Genomic DNA, 21691 nt, shown 5'->3' on the forward strand with positions numbered 1-21691 from the left:
TCAGTAGCGGCTTTTTTAATGGCAAATCTGGAGAGTGGCACGCAAAAGTGGTATAACAAATCATCTGCCGTACCCTGCCTGGAGCGCATATGGAAATCACCGAACCACGTCGTTTATATCAACAACTTGCTGCGGAGCTGAAAGATCGCATCGAGCAAGGGGTCTATCTTGTCGGTGATAAACTGCCCGCTGAGCGCTTCATCGCGGATGAAAAAAGCGTCAGCCGCACCGTGGTGCGCGAAGCGATCATCATGCTGGAAGTGGAAGGCTACGTTGAGGTACGCAAAGGCTCCGGCATTCACGTCATTTCCAATCTGCCGAAACACTCGCCCGTCGCGGACGAAAGCCTGGAATTTGCCAGCTATGGTCCGTTTGAGCTGCTCCAGGCTCGCCAGCTGATTGAAAGCAACATTGCCGAATTTGCGGCGACGCAGGTGACCAAGCAGGACATCATGAAGCTGATGGAAATCCAGGAGAATGCCCGTAAGGAAAAATGTTTCCGCGATTCAGAGTGGGATCTGCAGTTTCACGTCCAGGTCGCCCTGGCAACCCAGAATACGGCGCTGGCGGCAATCGTTGAGAAAATGTGGACTCAGCGCGTTCACAACCCGTACTGGAAAAAACTGCACGACCATATCGATTCCCGTACCGTCGACAACTGGTGTGACGATCACGACCAAATCCTTAAGGCGCTGATTCGTAAAGATCCGCATGCCGCTAAACTGGCGATGTGGCAGCACCTGGAAAACACCAAGCAGATGCTGTTCAATGAAACCAGTGACGACTTTGAATTTAACGCTGACCGCTATCTTTTCGCCGATAATCCCGTTGTTCATCTCGATACGGCCCCCAGTGCCGCAAAATAGATGACCTTCCCGCTGGCAGGCGCCTCGCTGCGCCTTCTGGCTTCAGTGGGTAAGCAAAACATATATAGTGTCAGCCTTTGTAAATCCCCTCGCTCACTTCCTGGGCTTACGCCAAAATCAACTCACGCCTGCAAATTCTGTGACGCAGAACGTTGGGCTTTGTTACAATTGGATTCACTTCGTTATTTTGTAAGTTAGTGCTTGCTAACCAGCCAATTAACAGGGAACCGTGTTGGCCACACCGCAATGTGTCCGCGAGCGACCATAATGAAATCACAACAATGTCGCCGTGCTGTTTGCCCCGGATAACAGGCGTGACGTTAACCGATTTCCAGGAACACTGAATGGAACTTTTGACCCAACTACTGCATGCCCTCTGGGCGCAGGATTTTGAAACGCTGGCCAACCCTTCCATGATTGGCATGCTCTATTTCGTCTTGTTTATGATCCTGTTCCTTGAGAACGGTTTGCTGCCTGCAGCCTTCCTGCCCGGTGACAGTTTGCTGGTGCTCGTCGGCGTGCTGTGTGCCAAAGGGGCGATGGCGTTTCCGCACACCATTTTATTACTGACCGTCGCGGCCAGCCTCGGCTGCTGGGTGAGTTACATACAGGGAAGATGGCTGGGCAATACCCGGATCGTCCAGAACTGGCTCTCGCACCTGCCTGCACATTATCATCAGCGGGCGCACCACCTTTTCCATAAGCACGGGCTTTCCGCGCTGCTGATTGGCCGCTTTATCGCGTTTGTACGTACCCTGTTGCCGACCATTGCCGGTCTGTCGGGGCTGAGCAGCGCGCGCTTCCAGTTCTTTAACTGGATGAGCGGTCTGTTATGGGTGCTTATTCTGACAACGCTCGGCTATGCGTTGGGTAAAACGCCGGTGTTTATGAAATATGAAGACCAGCTGATGTCCTGCCTGATGCTGCTACCTGTGGTTCTGCTGGTCTTCGGCCTGATCGGCTCTCTGGTCGTGCTGTGGAAAAAGAAATACGGAGCCAGAGGCTAACGATGGCTATCTCACCGCTTGCCCTGCGCCGTTTTGCCTGTGCCGTGATGACGCTGGTGGTGCTCAGCGCCATGCTGTTGGTATGGAGCGCGCTTTCGCACCAGGAATCCACGCTGGCCATTCGCCCGGTCAACCAGGGTGCCAGCGTGCCTGACGGTTTTTCTGTCTGGCATCATCTGGATGCGAACGGGATACGTTTTAAGAGCATCACCCCGCAGGACGATGTTTTACTGATCAAGTTTGATTCCCGTGCGCAAAGTGCCGCCGCAAAAGTGGTTCTCGACCGTACGCTGCCGCAGGGTTATATCATTGCTCAGCAGGAAGATGACAGCCAGCCAGCAGCCTGGCTGTCGCTGATTCGCGATACGTCGCATCGATTTGGATAATTACCAGGATTCCGAATCTTTTCACTCACTTTGGTGAATCCCCCGTTTACTTACTATGCTTAAGTACGCGGAGCACCCCTCGACTGTACTCCGTATAACTTTGGATAGCGGCTTACGCCGCAACACAATGGAAGGTTTCGATAATGAAATTCCGCATGACTCTGGCTCTGGCCCTTTTTTCTTTAAGCACAGCATCCTTCGCCAATTCTCTCTGTCAGGAGAAAGAACAGGATATTCAGCGTGAGATCGGTTATGCCGAAAAGCATAACAATCAGCACCGTGTTGATGGTCTCAAAAAAGCGCTGAGCGAAGTGAAAGCGAACTGTTCAGACAGCAAGCTTCGTGCCGACCACCAGAAGAAAATCGCTGAACAGAAGGACGAGATAGCCGAGCGCCGTCGCGACCTGCAGGAAGCGAAAGAGAAAGGGGATGCGGAAAAAATTGCTAAGCGCGAGAAGAAGTTGAAAGAAGCGCAGGACGACCTGAAAGCGCTGGAATCTCGCGATTATTGAGTTAACGGAAATCTCAACAGGAGAGAATCATGTCAAAAGATACGACGTCTGAACATCTGCGCGCTGAACTGAAATCCCTGGCCGATACCCTTGAAGAGGTGCTGAACTCCTCTGCTGACAAGTCAAAAGAAGAGGTCAGCAAGCTGCGCAGCAAAGCGGAGCAGGCGCTGAAAGAGAGCCGCTATCGCCTGGGTGAAACCGGTGATGCACTGGCAAAACAGACCCGCGAAGCAGCCGCGCGTGCGGACGAATACGTGCGTGATAATCCATGGACGGGCGTAGGGATTGGTGCCGCAGTCGGTGTGGTACTGGGTGTCCTGCTGACGCGTCGTTGATATGGAAGATCCTCGTCACGCACAAGGGCCTGCTAACAACGTCCTCGGCATCGGCCAGCGTATTTTAACGACGCTGGTCGGGATTGCCGAAACGCGCGTCCGGCTGGCAGTGGTCGAGCTGGAAGAGGAGAAAGCCAACCTCTTCCAGATGCTGCTGATGCTCGGACTCACCATGCTCTTCGCCGCGTTTGGTCTGATGAGCCTGATGGTGTTAATCATCTGGGCCATTGACCCGCAGTATCGTCTTAACGCGATGATTGCCACCACCGTCGTTCTGCTGGTCGCCGCGTTGATTGGCGGTGTCTGGACGCTGCGTAAAGCGCGTAAATCCACGTTCCTGCGCCATACGCGTCAGGAGCTGGCTAACGATCGCGCCCTGCTGGAGGATGACAAGCCGTGAGCGGTAAAGCCGAACGTCAAAAGCGAAAAGCGTACCTGCTAAGCCAGATCCAGCAGCAACGGCTGGATCTGTCGGCGAGCCGCCGCGACTGGATTGACGCGACGCGACGGTTTGACCGGGGCTGGAACACCTTCCTGAGCCTGCGTTCATGGGCGCTGGTCGGCAGCAGCGTGATGGCTATCTGGACGGTTCGTCATCCAAATATGCTGATCCGCTGGGCGCGCCGTGGATTTGGTGCCTGGAGCGCCTGGCGTCTGGTGAAAGCCACGATTCGTCAGCAGCAGTTGCGGTAACCTTCTCGCCGGGTGGCGGCTACGCCTTACCCGGCCTACTTGCACGCGTAGGCCGGGTAAGCGCAGCGCCTCCCGGCAAAATCCTCTCCCCTCCCTTACTCAATATCTTTGAAGAAGATTGACAGTTTTCCTTGCTAACAATCGCCCACCGTCACGTTTATGATGCTCTCCATCGACAGCAACGACGCGGTATCTACCCGGAATTGCAGACAAATAACGTTCAGCCGCTGATGTGGTTTCCTGGAGAGTAAAATGAAAAAATTAGAAGATGTTGGTGTACTGGTAGCGCGTATTCTGATGCCAATTCTGTTCATCGTGGCAGGTTGGGGAAAAATCACCGGTTATGCAGGCACCCAGCAATATATGGAAGCCATGGGCGTTCCGGGGTTCCTGTTGCCACTGACCATTCTTCTTGAGTTCGGCGGCGGCCTGGCAGTCCTCTTCGGCTTCCTGACCCGCACCACCGCGCTGTTTACTGCAGGCTTCACCGTGCTGACGGCGTTCATCTTCCACAGCAACTTTGCGGAAGGCGTGAACTCTCTGATGTTCATGAAAAACCTGACCATCGCGGGTGGCTTCCTGCTGCTGGCCGTTACTGGCCCGGGCGCATACAGCATCGACCGCGTTCTGAATAAGAAATGGTAAGCACGCTATACTGAATAAACACAAAGCGAGGAGACATCTCCTCGCTTTTGCTATCTGACGGAGGAGAAAAAATGGGACAACTCGTAGACGGCGTCTGGCAGGATGTCTGGTATGACACCAAATCCACCGGAGGTCGCTTTAAGCGCTCTGTTTCGGCCTTCCGTAACTGGCTGACCGCCGACGGTGCGCCTGGCCCAAGCGGCGAAGGCGGCTTCGCGGCTGAGAAAGACCGTTATCATCTTTATGTTTCCCTCGCCTGCCCGTGGGCCCACCGCACGCTGATCGTGCGCAAGCTGAAAGGTCTCGAATCCTTCATTCCGGTTTCCGTCGTCAACCCGCTGATGCTGGAAAACGGCTGGACGTTTGACAGTGATTTCCCTGCGGCAACCGGCGACGAACTCTATCACCACGATTTCCTGTACCAGCTCTATCTGCGCGCCGATCCGCATTACACCGGTCGCGTGACCGTGCCGGTGCTGTGGGACAAGAAAAACCAGACGATTGTCAGCAATGAGTCTGCGGAAATCATCCGCATGTTCAATACCGCATTTGATGCCCACGGCGCCCGTGCCGGGGATTACTATCCGGTTGAACTGCGCGATAAGATTGATGAGCTGAACAGCTGGATTTACGACAACGTCAACAACGGTGTTTATAAGGCCGGTTTCGCCACCAGCCAGGAAGCGTATGACGAAGCGGTCGGGAAGGTGTTTGAATCACTGGAACGCCTGGAACAGATTCTGGGCCAGCATCGCTACCTGACGGGCGATCGCCTGACGGAAGCGGACATTCGCCTGTGGACCACGCTGGTTCGCTTTGATCCGGTCTATGTCACCCACTTTAAGTGCGATAAACACCGCATCAGCGACTACCTGAACCTGTATGGTTTCCTGCGCGATATCTACCAGATGCCGGGCATCGCGGAGACGGTCGACTTCGACCATATTCGCACCCACTATTTCCGCAGCCACAAGACCATCAACCCGACGGGTATTATCTCCATCGGCCCTTGGCAGGACCTGGATGAACCGCACGGGCGCGACGTCCGTTTTGGATAAATAGTAAGGGCATCACCAGATGCCCTTTTTTAATTCACAATCTCCATCTATCCTTACCTCGATCGCTTAGAAAACAAGTGATTGACTGACTAATGAGGCAAGGAAAATGGACTGGTATTTAAAAGTACTGCGCAACTACATTGGATTTGGTGGCCGCGCCCGCCGCAAAGAGTACTGGATGTTCGTTCTGGTGAACTTCGTCCTGATTATGGTGCTGGGCATCGTGGATAAAATTCTCGGCTGGGAGCGGGCTGGCGGTGAAGGCGTACTGACCACCATCTATGGCCTGTTAGTCCTGCTGCCATCATGGGCGGTACTGTTCCGTCGGCTGCACGATACCGATCGTTCGGCGTGGTGGTTACTGCTGCTGCTGATTCCGATCGTGGGCTGGATCGTGATTTTGATCTTCAACTGTCAGAGTGGGACGCCGGGCGAAAACCGCTTTGGTCCGGATCCTAAGATCGGCGCATAAAAAAAGCCCGGTGGCGCTTCGCTTACCGGGCCTACACGCTTATTTGTTGTGGTGCGCAAACAGCTTTGGAATTTCACGCAGGCACCACGATTTGGCTTCGCCCATGCTGTCGCGACGCCACGCCATAATGATATCCACTTCGCTGGTGTACTCCGGGCTCACGACCCGCAGTCGCCCTTCCGCAATATCTTTTTCCACAAACGGGTACGGCATCGTCGCCACGCCCAGACCGGCCAGCAGCGCCTGCCGTTTGTCTTCCAGCGAGGTCACCGTCAGACGAGGCTGTTTATCCAGAAGTTGCACCGTCAGCACCGGACGCTCGCGCGCGGTATCCGCGACCGCCACGCCGCGATACTTCACGCGTGTGACTTCAGAGAGCGGCTCCGGCTCCTGGTGAATCGGGTGGTTGGGGGCGGCAACGTAGACGTTCATGACGCTGTAGAGCTTGCGCGAGTTGATTTCTGACGATGAGCGGAAGTGCATGTCCGGAGCAATAACGATATCCGCCCTGCCCGTCTCCAGACGCTCCCACGCCCCTGCCAGCACCTCGGTGATGATGGACAGCTGCGTATTGGCCTTCGCCGCCAGGCGATCTACCAGCGGGAACAGCGCTTCGGTCGGGACCAGCGCTTCGGTAACTAACGTCAGATGCGTTTCCCAGCCGCGCGCGAGCGCTTCGGCGTCTGTCGTCAGCTTATCCGCCGCTTCCAGCAGCACGCGGCCGCGCTCCAGCAGCATTCGGCCCACGTTGGTGAATTTTGTTCGATGACCGGAGCGGTCAAAAAGCACCACGTCCAGCTCTTCTTCCAGCTTCTGCATGGTGTAGCTCAGCGCAGACGGAACGCGCCCCAGTTCATCGGCCGCCGCCGCAAAACTGCCGCGCCGGTCAATCGCGTCCATGACGCGAAGCGCCTCAAGCGTCAATGCTCTCTCTTTAGCCATCTCGTTCTCATTCAGGAAATTTGAACATACCAGGCAGAATATCTGGCTAACAATGAAGCGTCCATACCTTTACCATTGTTTTAGTGTAAAGAGAGGTCAAGTTTATGATTACGACAAGAACAGCTAAACAGTGCGGACAAGCCGATTTCGGTTGGCTGCAGGCCCGCTACACCTTTTCCTTTGGACACTACTTTGACCCTAAACTCCTCGGTTACGCTTCACTGCGCGTGTTGAACCAGGAAGTGCTCGCCCCGGGTGCCTCCTTCCAGCCGCGTACGTACCCGAAAGTCGATATCCTGAACCTGATCCTGGAAGGCGAGGCAGAATACCGCGATAGCGAGGGCAATCATGTCCAGGCAAAGGCTGGCGAAGCGTTGTTAATTTCCACGCAGCCGGGCATCAGCTACAGCGAGCATAACCTCAGCAAAGACAAAACGCTGACCCGCATGCAGCTGTGGCTCGACGCCTGCCCTGAGCGGGAAAATCCGCTGGTACAGAAGTTAGATTTAACGGGCGATAAGCAGCAACTGATTGCATCGCCGGATGGCAGCAAAGGGAGCCTGCAGCTGCGTCAGCAGGTGTGGCTGCATCATATCGAGCTGAAAAAAGGTGAACAGGCAAGCTTCCAGCTTCATGGTCCGCGCGCCTATCTGCAGTCCATTCACGGTACGGTGCATGCGGTGACGCACACGGAAGAGAAAGAAGCCCTCACCTGCGGCGACGGGGCGTTTATTCGTGATGAAGCGAATATCACCCTGGTGGCGGATACGCCACTGCGCGCGCTGCTGATTGATTTGCCGGTTTAAGATAAACACGCTCCCTCGCTCGATCGGTTCCCTCTCCCTGTGGGAGAGGGTTAGGGTGAGGGGTAACGGGTTGGATTAAATCACGACACCTTACTCGCCATAATCTCAATAATCTGCCGGTCCGTTGCCTGCATCGAGCGGCACGCCAGCGCGCACAGGTTCGCGATCGACTGCTCCACATCGTGCGCGACAATCCCCTCGTTGCCCGTCACGCCCGACTCATCCAGCGCCATCATCACCGCTTTCCAGGCGCTACTGACGCTGGTAGAGACCTTCATGGCGCAGCTGTTTGACGCGCCGTCGCAAATCATCCCGCTGACGTCGCCGATCATACTGCCGATCGCCATCGCGATGGTCTGGTAACTGCCACCCATCAGCCACGCCATTCCCGCCGCAGCGCCCATCGCCGCCGTTGTCGCCGCACACAGTGCGGACAGGCGTGGAAGCTGATAATGGATATAGATCGCCGACAGATGCGACAGCATCAGCGCCCGCGCCAGCCGTTCGTCACCGGCCTGAAGATGCTCAGCCACAACAACGACGGGCATGGTGGCGGTAATCCCCTGATTACCGGAGCCCGAATTGCTCATCGCCGGCAGCGTTGCGCCCCCCATCCGGGCATCCGAGGCGGCACTGGTGCGAATAACAATGTCTGAACCCAGATCCTGCGCCAGCCATCCGCGCGAGCGCTGCTTATCAAGCGTTGCGCCAATATGCAGCCCCCACTTCCCGCTGAGCCCTTCCCGGGAGAGCGCATCGTTCAGTTGTCCTGCTTCCAGGATGAAGCGGATGGCTTCAAACGGCACCTGCTCGACAAATTCCAGGATCTGCGACAGCGTAGCGTGCGACAGTACCGCCAGCGGATCGCCATCCGCCTCGGTCACGGGCTTATCCAGCGTAAAGCGCGTTTCCCCCTGGCAAACCACTTCCACCACCCGGGTATGCCCGCCCGCGATGGTCACCATCGCCGAGACATCCCCGGCATGAACGCAGGCGCGGGAATAGAGGATCTCATCACAGGGATCCTGCAGTTTTACCTGCACGTGCCCTGCCTCAAGCAGGGCTTTGGCGCGGACCAGTGCATCGGCGGTGGCATCTTTCAACACCTCCAGTCCGGCGTGCGCGTTACCGCCAATTGCGCCCAGCGCCGCCGCAATCGGTAACCCGACCATGCCGGTACCCGGCACCGTCACGCCCAGCCCGTTTTTCATCAGGTTCGGCGAGACCCACGCCTCAATCCGTGTGACCTCCCCCGGCAGAAGGTCTGCGGCAGTCGCACAGGCCAGTGCCAGAGAGACGGGTTCGGTACACCCAAGGGCAGGCTTCACTTCTTCCTGCACCGCGCGAATAAATTGATTCCATAAAGGATGAGTTTGCTCAGACATCGTTACGACCTTAATGACCCTCAGGAGAATGCGAGGAAAGGAGAAACACAAAGCAGCAGTCCGGTGATGATGATTATCACCAGCGATACGCCTTTATATTTATGCAGCGCCGGTACCTTGTAGACCAGCCATGCCGGGATCAGGCAGCCCACCATGCCGAAGATGGGGCTGCAAATAGAGGTGAAGCTCAACACCGGCGCGTTCAGGACTATCGCGCTCCAGGCCAGCAGAATGGCGAACAGCTTAATCCCGCGCTGGACGGCGTTTTCATTGATTTTTTCTGCCGGCATTTTGCGGCGCAGGATGTTCATGACGATACCCTGCGTAGCCTCGCGGAAGCCGAGGTAGACGCCGAAGAACGCGGTCATCACAGCGAAGATATTGAGGATCACGCTGACGATTTTGACCCAGCCCGCGCCGTCGCCGCTGATAAACTGCGCCGCAATCGCCAGGGCAGAGATATTCTGCTCGTAGGCTTTGACCGCCTCATCGTGCCCCATCGCCAGGGTGAAGGAGACGGCGTAGAAGAAGACCGTCACAAACAGGATGCCAAAAGCAATGTTCATCGCCCGCAGCGCCTTATGACGCGCCACCTCCACCGATTTTTCACGTGAACGATACGAGATCACCATCGGGCTCAGGGTCTGAATAAAGAGAATGGAGGTTAAGGTAAAGGGCAGCGTAATGATGGCATTTTTAATCAGCAGCCCCAGCGGCGGCAGCATGCCCACGTTGGCTAAATGCCAGAGGCCAATCATTGACAGCCCCAGCGCCGCAACGACAAACAGCTTGGTAAGCACCATCAGGCTGGACACTTTAAACAGCAGCTTTTCACCGCGTGACGAAATCGCGACCAGAATGCAAATCAAAAATAAACCGTAGAACGGATTTTCCGAGAGCAAACCGTCGGTCACGCCGAAGGTATGCAAATACGAGGCGCTGTCGTTGGTAATGGCCGTGGAATAGACAAACATCCAGATCACCAGCATGACGAAATAGAGCGCACCTAATAAAATCCCCCAGTTCTTACCCAAATACCCGCTAATCACGCTCGGGTAGTCTTTGCATTCCGGGGATTCCGCCAGCGTGTTAATAAACAACCGCTGGAATAAATACATGGCGGGATAACCAATAATGGAGGAGAGCAAAAATACCCACAGCCCCATTAATCCGACCTGCACGGGGAGAAAAACAATCCCCGCGCCAATAGCCATCCCAATACTCATGATGACCCAACCCGTGTCGGTGCTGTCGAATTTAATCGCCTCTCGCCACTCGCTTTCACTCATTCCCGCCCGCCTTGCCGCGGGGGAATCATTCACAATGACACTGCTGTTTGTTGCCGTATCCATGGGGCACTCGCTTATTTTGTAGGGTAAACAGTTGTTTTTATAGGGTTCCGATCGCCAGCGATTGCGATTCAGATGGCAGCAGGTGCTTGTTATTGGTGTGAGAAAATCTTAACCGGAGCGAGGGAGAAAAAAGTCACAACTTTTATGAGAGTTTTCCGCATTAAGAGTAAGAAATTCTATTAAACCATAAAAAACAGATAACATTTTCCAAAAGTGATGCTGTTCAAAAAATCATATCATCATTAAAACGAGAATATTTCAGAATTTATAAAGATGAAAGCCCTACTCTCAGCCTTTTCTTTTTTATAGGATGATATTTCAACAAACCACCGGATGATTACGGTTACTATGGACAGCGTTGAAGAACTCAATGGAACATACTTTTATAAAGGTGTATGTAACATCTCAGCATCTGAGTTATTTTTTTGGATTTTTCTGGATACCACCGATGAACATTTCGGCGGATTAAAGGATGTCGTAATGATGGCCACTATGGTTCTTGGTTTACCGATACTTGAAACCAGAACAAAGCCAGAAACGGCTACAATAGGCACATCTGTAGCATCTAAATACCTGCGAGATCTACTGAATGTACAGCTACCACACCGGCTACCTACAATTACACTTGCAAGCTTCAGATACCGAAAACCAATGTATACCAAAAACTTAGGTGCATTCATCGGTAGATGGATACCGGCATTAGGAATAACCATACTTACTGCAGATGTTGCAATGATAAGTTACAAAACGCTCTCACGCTATAATATAATTGCTCATCCTAAAGATCGGATTTGGTGAATATGACTAGTGAAACGGATGTTTTGAAATTCTTCAGGGATATTTTACCAGAACAAGGAACATTTACTGGCAAGCGAATCCCACTTGAGATGGATGATGTTCTACAGGATTACACCGATCTGGATGATGTTGTATATGCCATTGAGAGATTTGAAAAAGAGTACCTTATCGACGTTAACACTGAAAATTATTTCCCCTGGACTCAAACCTGGTTTTTCAGGAAATGGTTTACTAAAGAACCGGTTAAGCAAATATCAAAGCCATTGACGGTAAGAATGTTTGCCGAAGCGGTTAAAGCAGGTAAATGGATACACGATTGATATTTAGAAGGAGTATTTATAATGGCCGTACCTGTTCACATTTGGTTCTATGACGATGGTGGCTCACTCATTAAAGGTTCATGTGATGTTCAGGATCGTGAAGGGAGTGTTGAAATTAGAGGTTTAACCCATAATGTGAGTATTCCAACCGATCCACTCTCCGGAAGATTAACCGGGACGAGGAAACACGCTCCTTTTCTTTTCGAGAAGGAAATTGATAGCTCATCTCCCTATCTTTATAAGGCGGTAGCGACAGGACAAAACCTTAAGAAAGTTGAGATTAGATATTACCGAATTAATGACGCAGGTTTGGAAGTAGAATATTTTAAAACTGAGCTGGACAGTGTGAAAGTTGTCTCTATCTCCCCAATTGTTAACGATACTCGTCACTGTCCTGGTACTGGCCACCTTGAATCTATTCAATTGCGCTACGAAAAAGCGACCTGGACCTATTGCGACGGGAACATTCAATTCTCAGATGCATGGAATGAACGGGCATCAGCATGAAAGTCAGTATCATTCCTCACAGAATCTATTTAAAGCGATTCTGTGAGGTCTCATTTCTAATGAATGATTTCAGGATTACTCAGCCAGCGCGTTAGCCATATCCGTTCTAATCTGTTTGCGCTGTTCCGGTGTTAACACCTGGCTGACGTCGAAGTAATATTTCACGCGGTAATAGCGGGTCTGCTCTTCAATTTTGCTGAATGCACTAAGCTGGCTTTTCACCGTGCTTTCGTCCCATTTACCCGCCTGGAACATGTCGATCAGCGCGCCGTCCTTCACGCCCGTCATTGGGATCTTGCTGACATTTTGTTCCAGCTGCTTATGCAGATCTTCAATCTTCTTAACCTGCTCATTGCTGAGCTTCAGGTGCTGAACCAGCGGGTCCTGCGATGGAGACGGAGCAGCCTCAACATTAGCGGCCTGCGCCGTAAAGCTGCACACGGCCAGCGTGGCGGCGGCCAACGCAATACGGGTCATTTTCATCATCTTACTGTCCTTACATTCTGTTATAGGGGAAAGCAGGCGTATTGTTTTTCAAGAGCGGATGAATATGTGTGAGTAATTATATAAACAATTTTGTATGTTTAGCGGGCAAAAAAATGCCCCCTGCAGTGAGGGGGCATGAGAAGGGGTTTTCGTCAGATTGCCTGTGTAAACGTTCGCGAAATCACATCCTGCTGCTGCTCGCGCGTCAGGGCATTAAACCGCACCGCATAGCCCGAGACGCGGATGGTCAGGTTCGGGTAGTTCTCGGGATGCGCAATGGCATCGAGGAGCATCTCCCGGTTCATCACGTTAACGTTCAGGTGCTGCCCGCCTTCAATAGACGCTTCGTGATGGAAGTACCCGTCCAGCAGCCCTACCAGATTGGTTTTGCGCACCAGCTCGTCTTTGCCCAGCGCCTGCGGCACGATGGAGAAGGTGTAGGAGATGCCATCTTTGGCATAAGTGAACGGCAGCTTGGCGACCGACGTTAACGAGGCCACCGCCCCTTTTCTGTCGCGGCCGTGCATTGGGTTCGCGCCTGGGGCAAACGGCGTGCCGCCGCGTCGTCCGTCCGGCGTGTTCCCGGTCTTCTGCCCGTAAACCACGTTGGAAGTGATGGTCAGGATCGACTGAGTCGGTACCGCGTTGCGGTAGGTTGGCAGCGCCTGAATTTTCTTCATAAAGCGCTCCACCAGATCGCAGGCGATGCTGTCCACGCGATCGTCGTTGTTGCCGTACTGCGGATAGTCCCCTTCTATCACGAAATCGACCGCCAGACCGGTATGGTCGCGCACCGGTTTCACCGTGGCGTATTTAATGGCCGACAGGGAGTCCGCCGCTACCGACAGCCCGGCAATGCCGCAGGCCATGGTACGGTAGACATCCCGGTCGTGTAGCGCCATCAACGAGGCTTCGTAGCTGTACTTATCATGCATGTAGTGAATGAGATTCAGCGCGCTGATGTACTGCACCGACAGCCAGTCCATAAAGTGATCGAGACTCGCCATAACGGTGTCGTAATCCAGCACGTCGTCCAGCAGCGGCTCGGTTTTCGGGCCGACCTGGATCTTCAGCTTCTCGTCCACCCCACCGTTGATCGCGTACAGCAGCGTTTTGGCGAGGTTAGCGCGCGCACCAAAGAACTGCATCTGCTTGCCGATCACCATCGGGCTGACGCAGCAGGCAATCGCGTAGTCATCACTGTTGAAATCGGCACGCATCAGGTCGTCGTTTTCATACTGCAGCGACGAAGTGACAATCGACACCTGCGCGGCGTATTTCTTGAACGCGATCGGCAGCTGTTCTGACCAGAGGATCGTCAGGTTCGGCTCCGGCGCGGGTCCCATGGTGTGCAGCGTGTGCAGATAGCGGAAGCTGTTTTTGGTCACCAGCGTGCGGCCGTCCAGCCCCATGCCGCCGATCACTTCCGTGGCCCAGATCGGATCGCCGGAGAAGAGCGTGTCGAATTCCGGCGTGCGAAGGAAGCGCACCATGCGGATCTTCATGATGAAGTGGTCGATCAGCTCCTGGGCCTGCACCTCATTCAGGCGTCCCGCCTGCATGTCGCGTTCGATGTAGATATCGAGGAACGAGGCCGTGCGCCCCAGCGACATGGCTCCGCCGTTCTGGGATTTCACCGCTGCCAGGTAGGCAAAATAGAGCCACTGCACCGCTTCCTGGGCATTCATCGCCGGGCGTGAGATATCAAAGCCATAGTTCGCCGCCATCTGCTGGATCTGCAGCAGCGCGCGCTTGTGCTCAGCAAGCTCTTCGCGCAGGCGGATCGTCGCCTCCAGCTCTTCGCCGCGCTCCAGCCTGCCCTGCAGATCGGCGAACTGAAGTTCACGCTCGCGCACCAGATAGCTGATGCCGTACAGCGCCACGCGACGGTAGTCGCCGATGATGCGTCCGCGCCCGTAGCCGTCCGGCAGACCGGTCAGCACCCCCGATTTGCGGCAGCGCATCATCTCCGGGGAGTAAACGTCAAACACGCCCTGGTTGTGGGTTTTGCGCAGGTCTGTGAAGAGATATTCAAACTGCGGATCCATCTCGCGACCGTAGGCTTCGAACGAGCTGCGGATCATGTTGATCCCGCCGTACGGATGCAGGGCGCGCTTGAGCGGCTTGTCGGTTTGCAGGCCGACGATCGTCTCCAGATCCTGATCGATGTAGCCCGGCCCGTGGGCCGTAATGGTGGTGGCAATGTTGGTGTCAAAATCCACCGGGGCGTGGGTGGCATTCTCCTGACGAATGCCGACCATCACCTTCTGCCACAGCGCCGTCGTTGCTGGCGTCGCCTGCGCGAGGAAAGCTTCATCGCCGTCGTAAGGGGTGTAGTTATGCTGAATAAAATCGCGCACGTTGACGGCGTTTTTCCATTCTTCACCGCGAAACCCGGCCCATGCGTCGCTGTAGGGGGCGACGCCCGTATCGATTGTTACGTTCATGTGTTTCTCGCTTTATCAGGCGTAAGCCGCAGCCGGGGTAACCTTCCCAAGACGGAGGGCGTCCAGCGCGATCATTTTTTCTTCGTTGGTAGGGATCACCGCGCAGGCCACGCGGGACGAATCGGTGCTGATGACGCGCTCACCCGCGCTGCCCGGCAGGGAGTTTTTGGCGTCGTCGAGGATGACGCCAAACACCTTCAGGCGTTCAGCCACCAGGGCGCGAATCAGCGTTGAGTTTTCGCCGATGCCGCCGGTAAAGACCACCGCATCCAGGCGGTGCAGCGACGCCGCGTGCCCGGCAATGTGTCGCGCAATGCGGTGAACGAAGGTCTGGATCGCAAGCACAGCCCGCTCGTTGCCTTCATGCCAGGCTTTCTCCAGCGCCCGCAGGTCTGAAGAGATGCCGGAGATCCCCAGCAACCCGGACTCTTTGTTGACCACGCGCTCCAGATCCTCAAACGACTGACCGGTCTGCTGAGCAATCCACGCCATCGCGCCAAAATCCACGTCGCCGCAGCGCGTACCCATCATCAGTCCTTCCAGGGGGGTCATCCCCATGGAAGTATCCACGCTTTGGCCGTTGCGCACCGCGCAGATGGACGCCCCGTTGCCGAGATGGGCGATCACCAGGCCGCTGTCATCGGGGGACAGCCCGAGAAGCGAATGTGCCTGCGCGGCCACATAGCGGTGAGAGGTGCCGTGGAAGCCGTAGCGGCGCACGCCCAGCGCTTCAAAATAGCGGTACGGCAAACCGTACAGATACGCCTGCGGCGGCAGCGTCTGGTGGAAGCTGGTATCAAATACCGCGACCTGCTGCACGCCCGGGAACAGACGCTCTGCGGCTTCCACGCCGCTCAGGTTGGCGTAGTTATGCAGCGGCGCCAGCGGAGAGACCTGGCGGATCTGCTCAATCACCTCTTCCGTAATCAGGGTCGACTCGCTGAAGAGGTCGCCGCCGTGCGCAATGCGGTGGCCAATTAAGGCCACGCTGCTCATCAGGTCACGCTTCTCCAGCTCCAGGGCGATGGCAGCCAGCGCCCCTTCGTAGTCCTGGTGAGCCAGTCTGGCTGGCTCACCCCCGTTCACGGAAATAAAGGCCTTTTCAGTGTTGATGCCGTCAGCAATGCCCGTCATCAGGGCGTCGCAACTGCTGGCGTCGAGCACCGAAAACTTAACAGAGGACGAACCGCAGTTAATTACCAGTACAACCGGAAACTCAATCATCATGTGACTCCGCTCTTCCTGAGCAATGGTTTAGAACAGTTTGTAAACGATATTCAGAATGGTCAGCAGGCCCACAACCGTGACGAAGATGTTTTCGGGTTTGCCCTTATATTTCGCCATGGCTGGCGCTTTGCGGATGGCGTACATCGGCAGCAGGCACAGCAGAGAGGCGATAATTGGCGCGCCCATGGCTTCGATAAGGTCGAGAATATTCGGGTTGGCGTACGCCACAATCCAGGTGGAGCCCATGATGAAAACCATGCTGATGGTGTTCAGTTTGCCGACAGAGACCTTCTTCTTATCGCCTTTGTAGCCGAACTTGAGGATCAGGCCATTCAGCCCTTCCAGCGTGCCCAGGTAGTGGCCAAAGAAGGATTTGAAGATAGCGACCAGGGCAATAATGGAAGCGCCGTATTCCAGTACCGTCGCAAACGTCGATTTGGTGCCGGACATGGAGGCAAAGTGGTTCGCCAGGTAAGAGAGCACCGGGATGTTCTGCGCTTTGGCATCCGCCATGTTCTGCGGAGAGAGCGTAAACAGGCAGCTAAAGGCGAAGAACATCACCACGGCGACCATCAGCATGCTGGCGCGACCGATGATTTTGGAACATTTCTGCTCGGTGAATTCTTTACCGAACTCCGGCTCGTACTCTTCGCGCTTGGAAACCACAAACGAGGAGACGATAGGCGAAAAGTTAAAGGAGAAGACCATGATGGAAATCCCCAGCCACACCGTGACCAGGATGCCGTCATGGCCGGTGAAGGCGATATCGCTCAGGTTGACCTGGTCGATCACTGCGGAGTTCCAGTAAGGGATCAGCGACAGCGAAATCAGCACCAGACTGGCAATAAACGGGAATACCAGGAAGCTCATCACCTTCACCATCAGGTCCTTACCGAACCAGATGACAAAAGCCATCAGCAGCAGCAGGAACAGCGCCACCACGCCGCGGTTCAGCGCAGGCAGCTGGAGCTGGTTTTCCCAGAAGGTCATGAAGGTGTTAGTAATGGTGACGCCGTAAATCCACAGCAGCGGGCAAATGGCAAAGAAGTAGAGGAACGTGATCACCACCCCGCCGGTTTTACCGAAATGCTCTTCCACCGTTTCGGTGATGTTGCCGGAGACGTTGCTGCCGGACAGGCAGAGGCGCGCCAGCGCGCGGTGGCAGTAAAACGCAATCGGGAACGCGAGAACCAGCATCAGCAGGATAGGGATTAATCCGCCAAAGCCTGCGCGAATGGGGAAGAACAGCACGCCTGCGCCAATGGCGGTACCAAACAGGCCAAGCGTCCAGGTGGTATCAGACTTACGCCAGGAGGACGTTTTTGTCTGGCCAACGATAATGCTTTCTGTGTTGCTCATAGGTCACCTTTATGCGTCAACGAAGCCGGTAATTTGGGAAACACGGGAGAGATCGATATTGCCGCCGGAAATAATGCAGACGGTTTTGCGGCCCTGAATATAGTGATCCAGTTTGCCGCTTAATAACGCCGCGCAGGCCAGTGCGCCAGCGCCTTCCGTCACCACTTTATTTCGCTGAATAAGGGCAATCATGCTGTTGCGAATATCGTCTTCGCTCACCAGCACAATGTCATCGACCAGTTCACGAACGATTTCGAAGGTTAATTTGCCCGGGCGAGAGACGTCGCAGCCGTCGGCTAACGTGCCGGTGACGCGATGGTTGGTTATTTCTCCTGCCTGCCAGGAGGCTGCCATTCCGTGCACGTTTTCAGACTGTACGCCGATAATATTAATGGTCGGGTTGATGGATTTAATCGCCGTTGCAATCCCGGCAATTAAACCGCCGCCGCCGATAGGGACAATCACGTTATCCACGTCATATAAATCTTCGAGAATTTCCAGGCCGATGGTGCCCTGCCCGGCAATCACTTTGGCGTCATCGTAAGGCGGAATAAAAATACGCCCTTCCATCTCGACGATTTCGCTGACTTTGGCGATGGTGTCGTTAAAGTTCTCACCGTGCAGCACCACTTCCGCCGAGTAGTCGCGCGTCGCGGCCACCTTGGATTTTGGTGCGCCGATTGGCATCACCACTTTGCCATCGATGCCGAGCATGGCGCAGGAAAGGGAAACCCCCTGCGCGTGGTTTCCCGCTGAGCAGGCGACCACGCCTTTGCGTTTTTCAGCATCGGTCAGCGAGCTTAATTTATTAAACGCGCCGCGAATTTTGAACGAGCCGGTACGCTGCATGTTCTCAAACTTCAGGAATATTTCGCCCTTACAACGTTCGCTGAGATAATTCGAGCGTGGCATACCGGTTTTATATATCTTGCCTGCCAGGCGTTTTCTGGCATCCTGAATATCTTCAATGGTTACCGGGAGATCGTAAGTAATATGCATAATATCCTCGTTATAATAATTCATTCTTTTCAGGCAAAGTCAGGGTATCAGAGCGTTAATGCGTTAAGCTCTGGGTATTTTTAAAATAGAAACTTATTATTTATCGTCGTCTTTCGACATTCATCGACGAATATTGTTTTGCCAGCTCAACTAATACGGACGCCGATTTTTTAATTCTGTAATTTTTAGACCACACGGCGGCATAACGCGCCACGGGTAATTCATCTTCCACAGGCAGCACAATAAATTGATCCGAACCGAATGGGGCGATCATGTCGCGGGGAATCACCGTCAGATAATCGGCATTCAGGACAAGGTTATAAATGGTGACGACCGAATCGGTCTGGACGATGTTTTCGATGCTGATGTGGTTGTCTTGCAGAGTAGTCAGGAGTTCTTTGTAGTAGCCCATATCGGTTTGCGGCATCACCCACTGCTCATGCGTGAGCGATGCCAGTGTCGTCGGGCCCGTGCACGTTCGCGTTTTGCTGGCAACCAGCACAAACTCGGACTCAAACAGCGGTTCGACGTGCAGATCCTGCAGCAGCATTTCGTCGCTCAGCGTGCCGATGGCAAAATCCAGACGGCCGTCGCGAATGGCCGGGAGGAATGAGGAGAGCTGGGCTTCATACATTGAGACGCGCGCTTTCGGGAACACTTCCTTAAATTTTTTGATCATCCCGGACAGGAAGGTAAAGCCGATCAGTGACGGGTAGCCAAAGGAGACATCCATAACGGTGCTGAAGCTCAGGCTGTTGATTTCGCTCACCATGTTTTTCATTTCGCGGGTGATCGACTCTGAGTACGAGAGCAGAACCTGGCCCGCGGCGGTCAGTTTCACGCCGGTGTTTTTGCGCACCATCACTTCCACGCCGAAGTAGGACTCAATATCGCTGATAATTTTGCTGACGGCGGGTTGCGTCAGGCCCAGCTGTCTTGCCGCAGAACCTATGGAGCCACTTTTAATGACTTCCTGAAATACCACGAGGTGCTGTGTTTTCGGTAGAATAATAGTGTTCATAATATTCTGCGCTTATTTCCCTATGACGGGGTGAATTCTACTCAATAATGTTTAAAGGGGTATGTGCTGTTACTCACAATTTGCTTTTCAGCCCTTTTAACCCACCTCTCAAAAACCCATTAAAAACCTTATAAATCAACAAAATATAAGCATAAAAATACGCTACAACGCTGATATTGATCAACAAAAATAGCGGTAATAAATTTATTTTATGGCGATAACCCGGATAAATTTCACCGCTCTTAAAAAATCAATAAAGACGATATTTCAGACAATTAAAGACCAATAAATAACCGTTGTTTGTTTGAAACATTCTTTCAATTTATCAATTTTTTACGGCGTGAATTTTCAGACTTCAGGAAAAGAGTGGAATACGTCACACATTCATGGGAGAAATGTATTTGATTTCAATATGTGCATATCAAACGAGAAAAGATTGGCGATCATTAAGCTAACAATCATAACAAATTATCAATACTACAGATCGTCGATTTTTTGGATTTAAATTTTGTGATGTCGATCGTCTGCAGATACCGGGGTGGAATTGATAAGGAAAAAACAGTGAAATGTGCTTAATGTCGCAAATATGAGAATTGATGTCGTTTGTGTGGTTGTCGGGTGGCGCAGCGCTTACCCGTTCGTCGAGGTTGTCTGCCGGGGTGATTCCCGGCGACTTACCCAGCCCATCGTCGCTAAGATTTCCGTATCCATCTACTCATTCTGAACACCACCACGACTCTTGTCGTTTGTAGGCCTTAGAACTTTTTGTTCCGGAAGCGGGTATACGTCATCAGATAGCGTTTCAGATTGCGTAGCGTCATCAATTTCATCAGGGTTTGCGGGCGCATTTTTTTGTTGCGAATGTAGTAAAGAGTGAAGAGCTGATATTTTTTACTCGGTACGTCTAATTTGGCTTTGTGTTTCCGGTAAAAACGTAGATAACCTGAAAATTTTCGTCCTGAGCAGGTGATGCGGACGTCGCCGTGATTGACATAAAGCACCTGGGTGATGTCATCCAGTTTGAAAGGTTCACCGAAGGTTTCTGCAAGCCGATAAAACGCATCATAATCCTGAGCCGCAGGCAAGGCGTCGTCGAACAGGATCTGTTGCATTCTACTGGTTAAGGTCAGCATTTGGTTGCCTATAATATTGCGTTTATCAAACAGGCTTTTTTTATAAGCCGGTTTCGGATATACCTGCAACTCATGAGGGTGATGATATCCGGTACCGTCACAGAGATAATCATTTGCGTATAAAAAACTGTGCAACTGAAGTTGATGTTGACAGGTAAGAAAAGAGGACAGGCGTGTCGGCAGCCATTCATCATCATCGTCCAGACCCGTAATAAGATCACCCCGGGCCATCCGTATAGCCTGATTTCGAACTGCACAAGCGCCAGAGTTAAATTCATTGCGAATATAGGTAATGCGCGGGTCATTCAATTCAGTGATATACGTCAAGAGCTGGTCAAATGACGATGAGAAATCATCAATGATAATGAGTTCCCAGTGCACATAGTCTTGATTCAGCACCGATTGTATGGCTCTGATCGCCAATGTCTGGCGGTTCCAGGTTGGCATATAGATGGAGATGAGTGGTCGGGATAGTGGCATGTCACTTTCAATTTTCTCATGTTCCATCAATGGCCCGGTGCGATCGTTGAAGCAGGCATTATGGATATCGCTTCCAGTAAAATCCACGCAAGTACAATCAGCATGACTAAAAATAGTACCTTCCGTTTTACAGTAGCTAAGATTAGCGCCTGCAAGATTAGCACAGGAGAAATCGGCTCCCCGAAGATCACAAAACGAAATATCGCATCCCGATAAATCAATATTGCGTAAATAGAGCCCCCTGAGATCCATAAACCGCAGGTCTGCACCTGCCAAATCAGGCTGGTATCGGTGATTTTTCAGTATATTTCGATGATATTTAATCAGTTTTTTTCGTTTGTTTTTTTTGTTCATGCTCAACTGAATACCGATGGGTAAATGAGGCGTTGAGTTAAGCGCTCTTATCATCCTGTAGCAATAGCCCCTCTTCATTTTCAGAAATTAATTAGGGGTAA

General features: G+C 53.1%; 24 protein-coding genes and 1 pseudogene. 14 read left to right on the forward strand and 11 right to left on the reverse strand.

Features of this window, described 5'->3' with window-relative positions:
- Window positions 1-89 precede the first annotated feature (89 nt).
- The 10 genes from exuR to ABFV38_RS19200 all read left to right on the forward strand — a co-directional run bounded on the left by exuR (window position 90) and on the right by ABFV38_RS19200 (window position 5974).
- Complete coding sequence (exuR, locus tag ABFV38_RS19155; protein ID WP_023615584.1) at window positions 90-866, forward strand: transcriptional regulator ExuR; 777 nt, start codon at window positions 90-92, stop codon at window positions 864-866.
- 344 nt (window positions 867-1210) lie between these two features.
- A complete protein-coding gene (gene yqjA / locus ABFV38_RS19160) occupies window positions 1211-1873 on the forward strand; it encodes a DedA family general envelope maintenance protein YqjA (RefSeq protein ID WP_023309289.1) in 663 nt (220 codons plus the stop codon).
- 2 nt (window positions 1874-1875) lie between these two features.
- Entirely contained in the window at window positions 1876-2259 is a 384-nt protein-coding gene (gene mzrA, locus ABFV38_RS19165; RefSeq protein ID WP_045910066.1) for an EnvZ/OmpR regulon moderator MzrA, read from the forward strand.
- Window positions 2260-2402: 143 nt separating this feature from the next.
- Entirely contained in the window at window positions 2403-2771 is a 369-nt protein-coding gene (locus ABFV38_RS19170; RefSeq protein WP_348957839.1) for a DUF1090 domain-containing protein, read from the forward strand.
- 29 nt (window positions 2772-2800) lie between these two features.
- Window positions 2801-3106, forward strand: coding sequence for a YqjD family protein (locus ABFV38_RS19175; protein ID WP_008503141.1), 306 nt, complete (start codon window positions 2801-2803; stop codon window positions 3104-3106).
- Between the two features lies 1 nt (window position 3107).
- Window positions 3108-3506 (forward strand): phage holin family protein, encoded by a 399-nt coding sequence (locus ABFV38_RS19180; RefSeq protein WP_196346524.1) that lies wholly within the window; start codon window positions 3108-3110, stop codon window positions 3504-3506.
- Window positions 3503-3799 (forward strand): YqjK-like family protein, encoded by a 297-nt coding sequence (locus tag ABFV38_RS19185; RefSeq protein ID WP_008503139.1) that lies wholly within the window; start codon window positions 3503-3505, stop codon window positions 3797-3799. Before ABFV38_RS19180 ends, ABFV38_RS19185 begins: the two co-directional genes overlap by 4 nt.
- Window positions 3800-4051: 252 nt before the next feature.
- Window positions 4052-4444 carry a DoxX family protein gene (locus ABFV38_RS19190; RefSeq protein ID WP_023309292.1) on the forward strand — a complete coding sequence of 131 codons (393 nt, stop codon included), beginning with the start codon at window positions 4052-4054 and terminating at the stop codon, window positions 4442-4444.
- A 71-nt stretch (window positions 4445-4515) separates the two neighbouring features.
- Window positions 4516-5502 carry a glutathione S-transferase family protein gene (locus ABFV38_RS19195; RefSeq protein WP_045910067.1) on the forward strand — a complete coding sequence of 329 codons (987 nt, stop codon included), beginning with the start codon at window positions 4516-4518 and terminating at the stop codon, window positions 5500-5502.
- 106 nt (window positions 5503-5608) lie between these two features.
- Entirely contained in the window at window positions 5609-5974 is a 366-nt protein-coding gene (locus ABFV38_RS19200; protein WP_023615581.1) for a DUF805 domain-containing protein, read from the forward strand.
- A 39-nt stretch (window positions 5975-6013) separates the two neighbouring features.
- Here ABFV38_RS19200 and yhaJ read toward each other — a convergent pair whose 3' ends face one another.
- Window positions 6014-6916, reverse strand: coding sequence for a DNA-binding transcriptional regulator YhaJ (gene yhaJ / locus ABFV38_RS19205; protein ID WP_008503135.1), 903 nt, complete (start codon window positions 6914-6916; stop codon window positions 6014-6016).
- A 104-nt stretch (window positions 6917-7020) separates the two neighbouring features.
- On the opposite strand from yhaJ, the gene ABFV38_RS19210 reads away from it, so the two are divergent.
- Window positions 7021-7722 carry a pirin family protein gene (locus ABFV38_RS19210; RefSeq protein ID WP_023309295.1) on the forward strand — a complete coding sequence of 234 codons (702 nt, stop codon included), beginning with the start codon at window positions 7021-7023 and terminating at the stop codon, window positions 7720-7722.
- An 80-nt stretch (window positions 7723-7802) separates the two neighbouring features.
- Here the strand turns inward: ABFV38_RS19210 and ABFV38_RS19215 are convergent, their stop codons facing one another.
- Both ABFV38_RS19215 and ABFV38_RS19220 read right to left on the reverse strand, forming a co-directional pair.
- Window positions 7803-9107: a serine dehydratase subunit alpha family protein gene (locus ABFV38_RS19215; protein WP_348957841.1), complete on the reverse strand. Its 1305-nt coding sequence runs from the start codon at window positions 9105-9107 to the stop codon at window positions 7803-7805.
- A 20-nt stretch (window positions 9108-9127) separates the two neighbouring features.
- A complete protein-coding gene (locus ABFV38_RS19220) occupies window positions 9128-10459 on the reverse strand; it encodes a hypothetical protein (protein WP_348957843.1) in 1332 nt (443 codons plus the stop codon).
- A gap of 348 nt (window positions 10460-10807) precedes the next feature.
- Here ABFV38_RS19220 and ABFV38_RS19225 point away from each other — a divergent pair, with 348 nt between their 5' ends.
- Genes ABFV38_RS19225 through tssD form a run of 3 tightly spaced genes read left to right on the forward strand, consistent with a single transcriptional unit; the run spans window position 10808 to window position 12084 of the window.
- Window positions 10808-11257, forward strand: a complete 450-nt coding sequence (locus tag ABFV38_RS19225; RefSeq protein WP_348957844.1) for an STM2901 family protein — start codon at window positions 10808-10810, stop codon at window positions 11255-11257.
- Window positions 11258-11259: 2 nt separating this feature from the next.
- Entirely contained in the window at window positions 11260-11577 is a 318-nt protein-coding gene (locus ABFV38_RS19230; RefSeq protein ID WP_167213870.1) for a DUF1493 family protein, read from the forward strand.
- A 21-nt stretch (window positions 11578-11598) separates the two neighbouring features.
- Entirely contained in the window at window positions 11599-12084 is a 486-nt protein-coding gene (gene tssD, locus ABFV38_RS19235; RefSeq protein WP_111967420.1) for a type VI secretion system tube protein TssD, read from the forward strand.
- 75 nt (window positions 12085-12159) lie between these two features.
- On the opposite strand, the gene ABFV38_RS19240 is transcribed toward tssD, so the two are convergent.
- From ABFV38_RS19240 to ABFV38_RS19275, 8 genes and pseudogenes are all read right to left on the reverse strand, one after another.
- Window positions 12160-12570, reverse strand: coding sequence for a hypothetical protein (locus ABFV38_RS19240; RefSeq protein ID WP_167213303.1), 411 nt, complete (start codon window positions 12568-12570; stop codon window positions 12160-12162).
- 152 nt (window positions 12571-12722) lie between these two features.
- A complete protein-coding gene (pflB, locus tag ABFV38_RS19245; protein ID WP_348957846.1) occupies window positions 12723-15017 on the reverse strand; it encodes a formate C-acetyltransferase in 2295 nt (764 codons plus the stop codon).
- Between the two features lie 15 nt (window positions 15018-15032).
- On the reverse strand, window positions 15033-16241 hold the full coding sequence (tdcD, locus tag ABFV38_RS19250) for a propionate kinase (RefSeq protein ID WP_167213868.1): 1209 nt from the start codon (window positions 16239-16241) through the stop codon (window positions 15033-15035).
- A gap of 30 nt (window positions 16242-16271) precedes the next feature.
- On the reverse strand, window positions 16272-17603 hold the full coding sequence (tdcC, locus tag ABFV38_RS19255) for a threonine/serine transporter TdcC (RefSeq protein WP_045415282.1): 1332 nt from the start codon (window positions 17601-17603) through the stop codon (window positions 16272-16274).
- A gap of 9 nt (window positions 17604-17612) precedes the next feature.
- Window positions 17613-18602, reverse strand: coding sequence for a bifunctional threonine ammonia-lyase/L-serine ammonia-lyase TdcB (tdcB, locus tag ABFV38_RS19260; RefSeq protein ID WP_167213297.1), 990 nt, complete (start codon window positions 18600-18602; stop codon window positions 17613-17615).
- A gap of 100 nt (window positions 18603-18702) precedes the next feature.
- A complete protein-coding gene (gene tdcA, locus ABFV38_RS19265) occupies window positions 18703-19623 on the reverse strand; it encodes a transcriptional regulator TdcA (RefSeq protein WP_045910073.1) in 921 nt (306 codons plus the stop codon).
- Between the two features lie 755 nt (window positions 19624-20378).
- Entirely contained in the window at window positions 20379-21236 is an 858-nt protein-coding gene (gene wcaA / locus ABFV38_RS19270; protein ID WP_348959436.1) for a colanic acid biosynthesis glycosyltransferase WcaA, read from the reverse strand.
- A gap of 99 nt (window positions 21237-21335) precedes the next feature.
- Window positions 21336-21668 (reverse strand): annotated as a pseudogene (locus ABFV38_RS19275) (pentapeptide repeat-containing protein); the annotation flags it as partial.
- Between the last annotated feature and the right edge of the window lie 23 nt (window positions 21669-21691).

Source organism: Enterobacter cloacae complex sp. Mu1197 (assembly GCF_040059225.1).
Lineage (GTDB): Bacteria > Pseudomonadota > Gammaproteobacteria > Enterobacterales > Enterobacteriaceae > Enterobacter > Enterobacter quasiroggenkampii.

What these genes read in the sequence shown, in the direction of transcription:
- exuR (WP_023615584.1), top strand. Translation starts at nt 90, where the DNA reads ATGGAAATCACCGAACCACGTCGTTTATATCAACAACTTGCTGCGGAG.
- yqjA (WP_023309289.1), top strand. Translation starts at nt 1,211, where the DNA reads ATGGAACTTTTGACCCAACTACTGCATGCCCTCTGGGCGCAGGATTTT.
- mzrA (WP_045910066.1), top strand. Translation starts at nt 1,876, where the DNA reads ATGGCTATCTCACCGCTTGCCCTGCGCCGTTTTGCCTGTGCCGTGATG.
- ABFV38_RS19170 (WP_348957839.1), top strand. Translation starts at nt 2,403, where the DNA reads ATGAAATTCCGCATGACTCTGGCTCTGGCCCTTTTTTCTTTAAGCACA.
- ABFV38_RS19175 (WP_008503141.1), top strand. Translation starts at nt 2,801, where the DNA reads ATGTCAAAAGATACGACGTCTGAACATCTGCGCGCTGAACTGAAATCC.
- ABFV38_RS19180 (WP_196346524.1), top strand. Translation starts at nt 3,108, where the DNA reads ATGGAAGATCCTCGTCACGCACAAGGGCCTGCTAACAACGTCCTCGGC.
- ABFV38_RS19190 (WP_023309292.1), top strand. Translation starts at nt 4,052, where the DNA reads ATGAAAAAATTAGAAGATGTTGGTGTACTGGTAGCGCGTATTCTGATG.
- ABFV38_RS19195 (WP_045910067.1), top strand. Translation starts at nt 4,516, where the DNA reads ATGGGACAACTCGTAGACGGCGTCTGGCAGGATGTCTGGTATGACACC.
- ABFV38_RS19200 (WP_023615581.1), top strand. Translation starts at nt 5,609, where the DNA reads ATGGACTGGTATTTAAAAGTACTGCGCAACTACATTGGATTTGGTGGC.
- yhaJ (WP_008503135.1), bottom strand. Translation starts at nt 6,916, where the DNA reads ATGGCTAAAGAGAGAGCATTGACGCTTGAGGCGCTTCGCGTCATGGAC.
- ABFV38_RS19210 (WP_023309295.1), top strand. Translation starts at nt 7,021, where the DNA reads ATGATTACGACAAGAACAGCTAAACAGTGCGGACAAGCCGATTTCGGT.
- ABFV38_RS19215 (WP_348957841.1), bottom strand. Translation starts at nt 9,107, where the DNA reads ATGTCTGAGCAAACTCATCCTTTATGGAATCAATTTATTCGCGCGGTG.
- ABFV38_RS19220 (WP_348957843.1), bottom strand. Translation starts at nt 10,459, where the DNA reads ATGGATACGGCAACAAACAGCAGTGTCATTGTGAATGATTCCCCCGCG.
- ABFV38_RS19225 (WP_348957844.1), top strand. Translation starts at nt 10,808, where the DNA reads ATGGACAGCGTTGAAGAACTCAATGGAACATACTTTTATAAAGGTGTA.
- ABFV38_RS19230 (WP_167213870.1), top strand. Translation starts at nt 11,260, where the DNA reads ATGACTAGTGAAACGGATGTTTTGAAATTCTTCAGGGATATTTTACCA.
- tssD (WP_111967420.1), top strand. Translation starts at nt 11,599, where the DNA reads ATGGCCGTACCTGTTCACATTTGGTTCTATGACGATGGTGGCTCACTC.
- ABFV38_RS19240 (WP_167213303.1), bottom strand. Translation starts at nt 12,570, where the DNA reads ATGATGAAAATGACCCGTATTGCGTTGGCCGCCGCCACGCTGGCCGTG.
- pflB (WP_348957846.1), bottom strand. Translation starts at nt 15,017, where the DNA reads ATGAACGTAACAATCGATACGGGCGTCGCCCCCTACAGCGACGCATGG.
- tdcD (WP_167213868.1), bottom strand. Translation starts at nt 16,241, where the DNA reads ATGATTGAGTTTCCGGTTGTACTGGTAATTAACTGCGGTTCGTCCTCT.
- tdcC (WP_045415282.1), bottom strand. Translation starts at nt 17,603, where the DNA reads ATGAGCAACACAGAAAGCATTATCGTTGGCCAGACAAAAACGTCCTCC.
- tdcB (WP_167213297.1), bottom strand. Translation starts at nt 18,602, where the DNA reads ATGCATATTACTTACGATCTCCCGGTAACCATTGAAGATATTCAGGAT.
- tdcA (WP_045910073.1), bottom strand. Translation starts at nt 19,623, where the DNA reads ATGAACACTATTATTCTACCGAAAACACAGCACCTCGTGGTATTTCAG.
- wcaA (WP_348959436.1), bottom strand. Translation starts at nt 21,236, where the DNA reads ATGCCACTATCCCGACCACTCATCTCCATCTATATGCCAACCTGGAAC.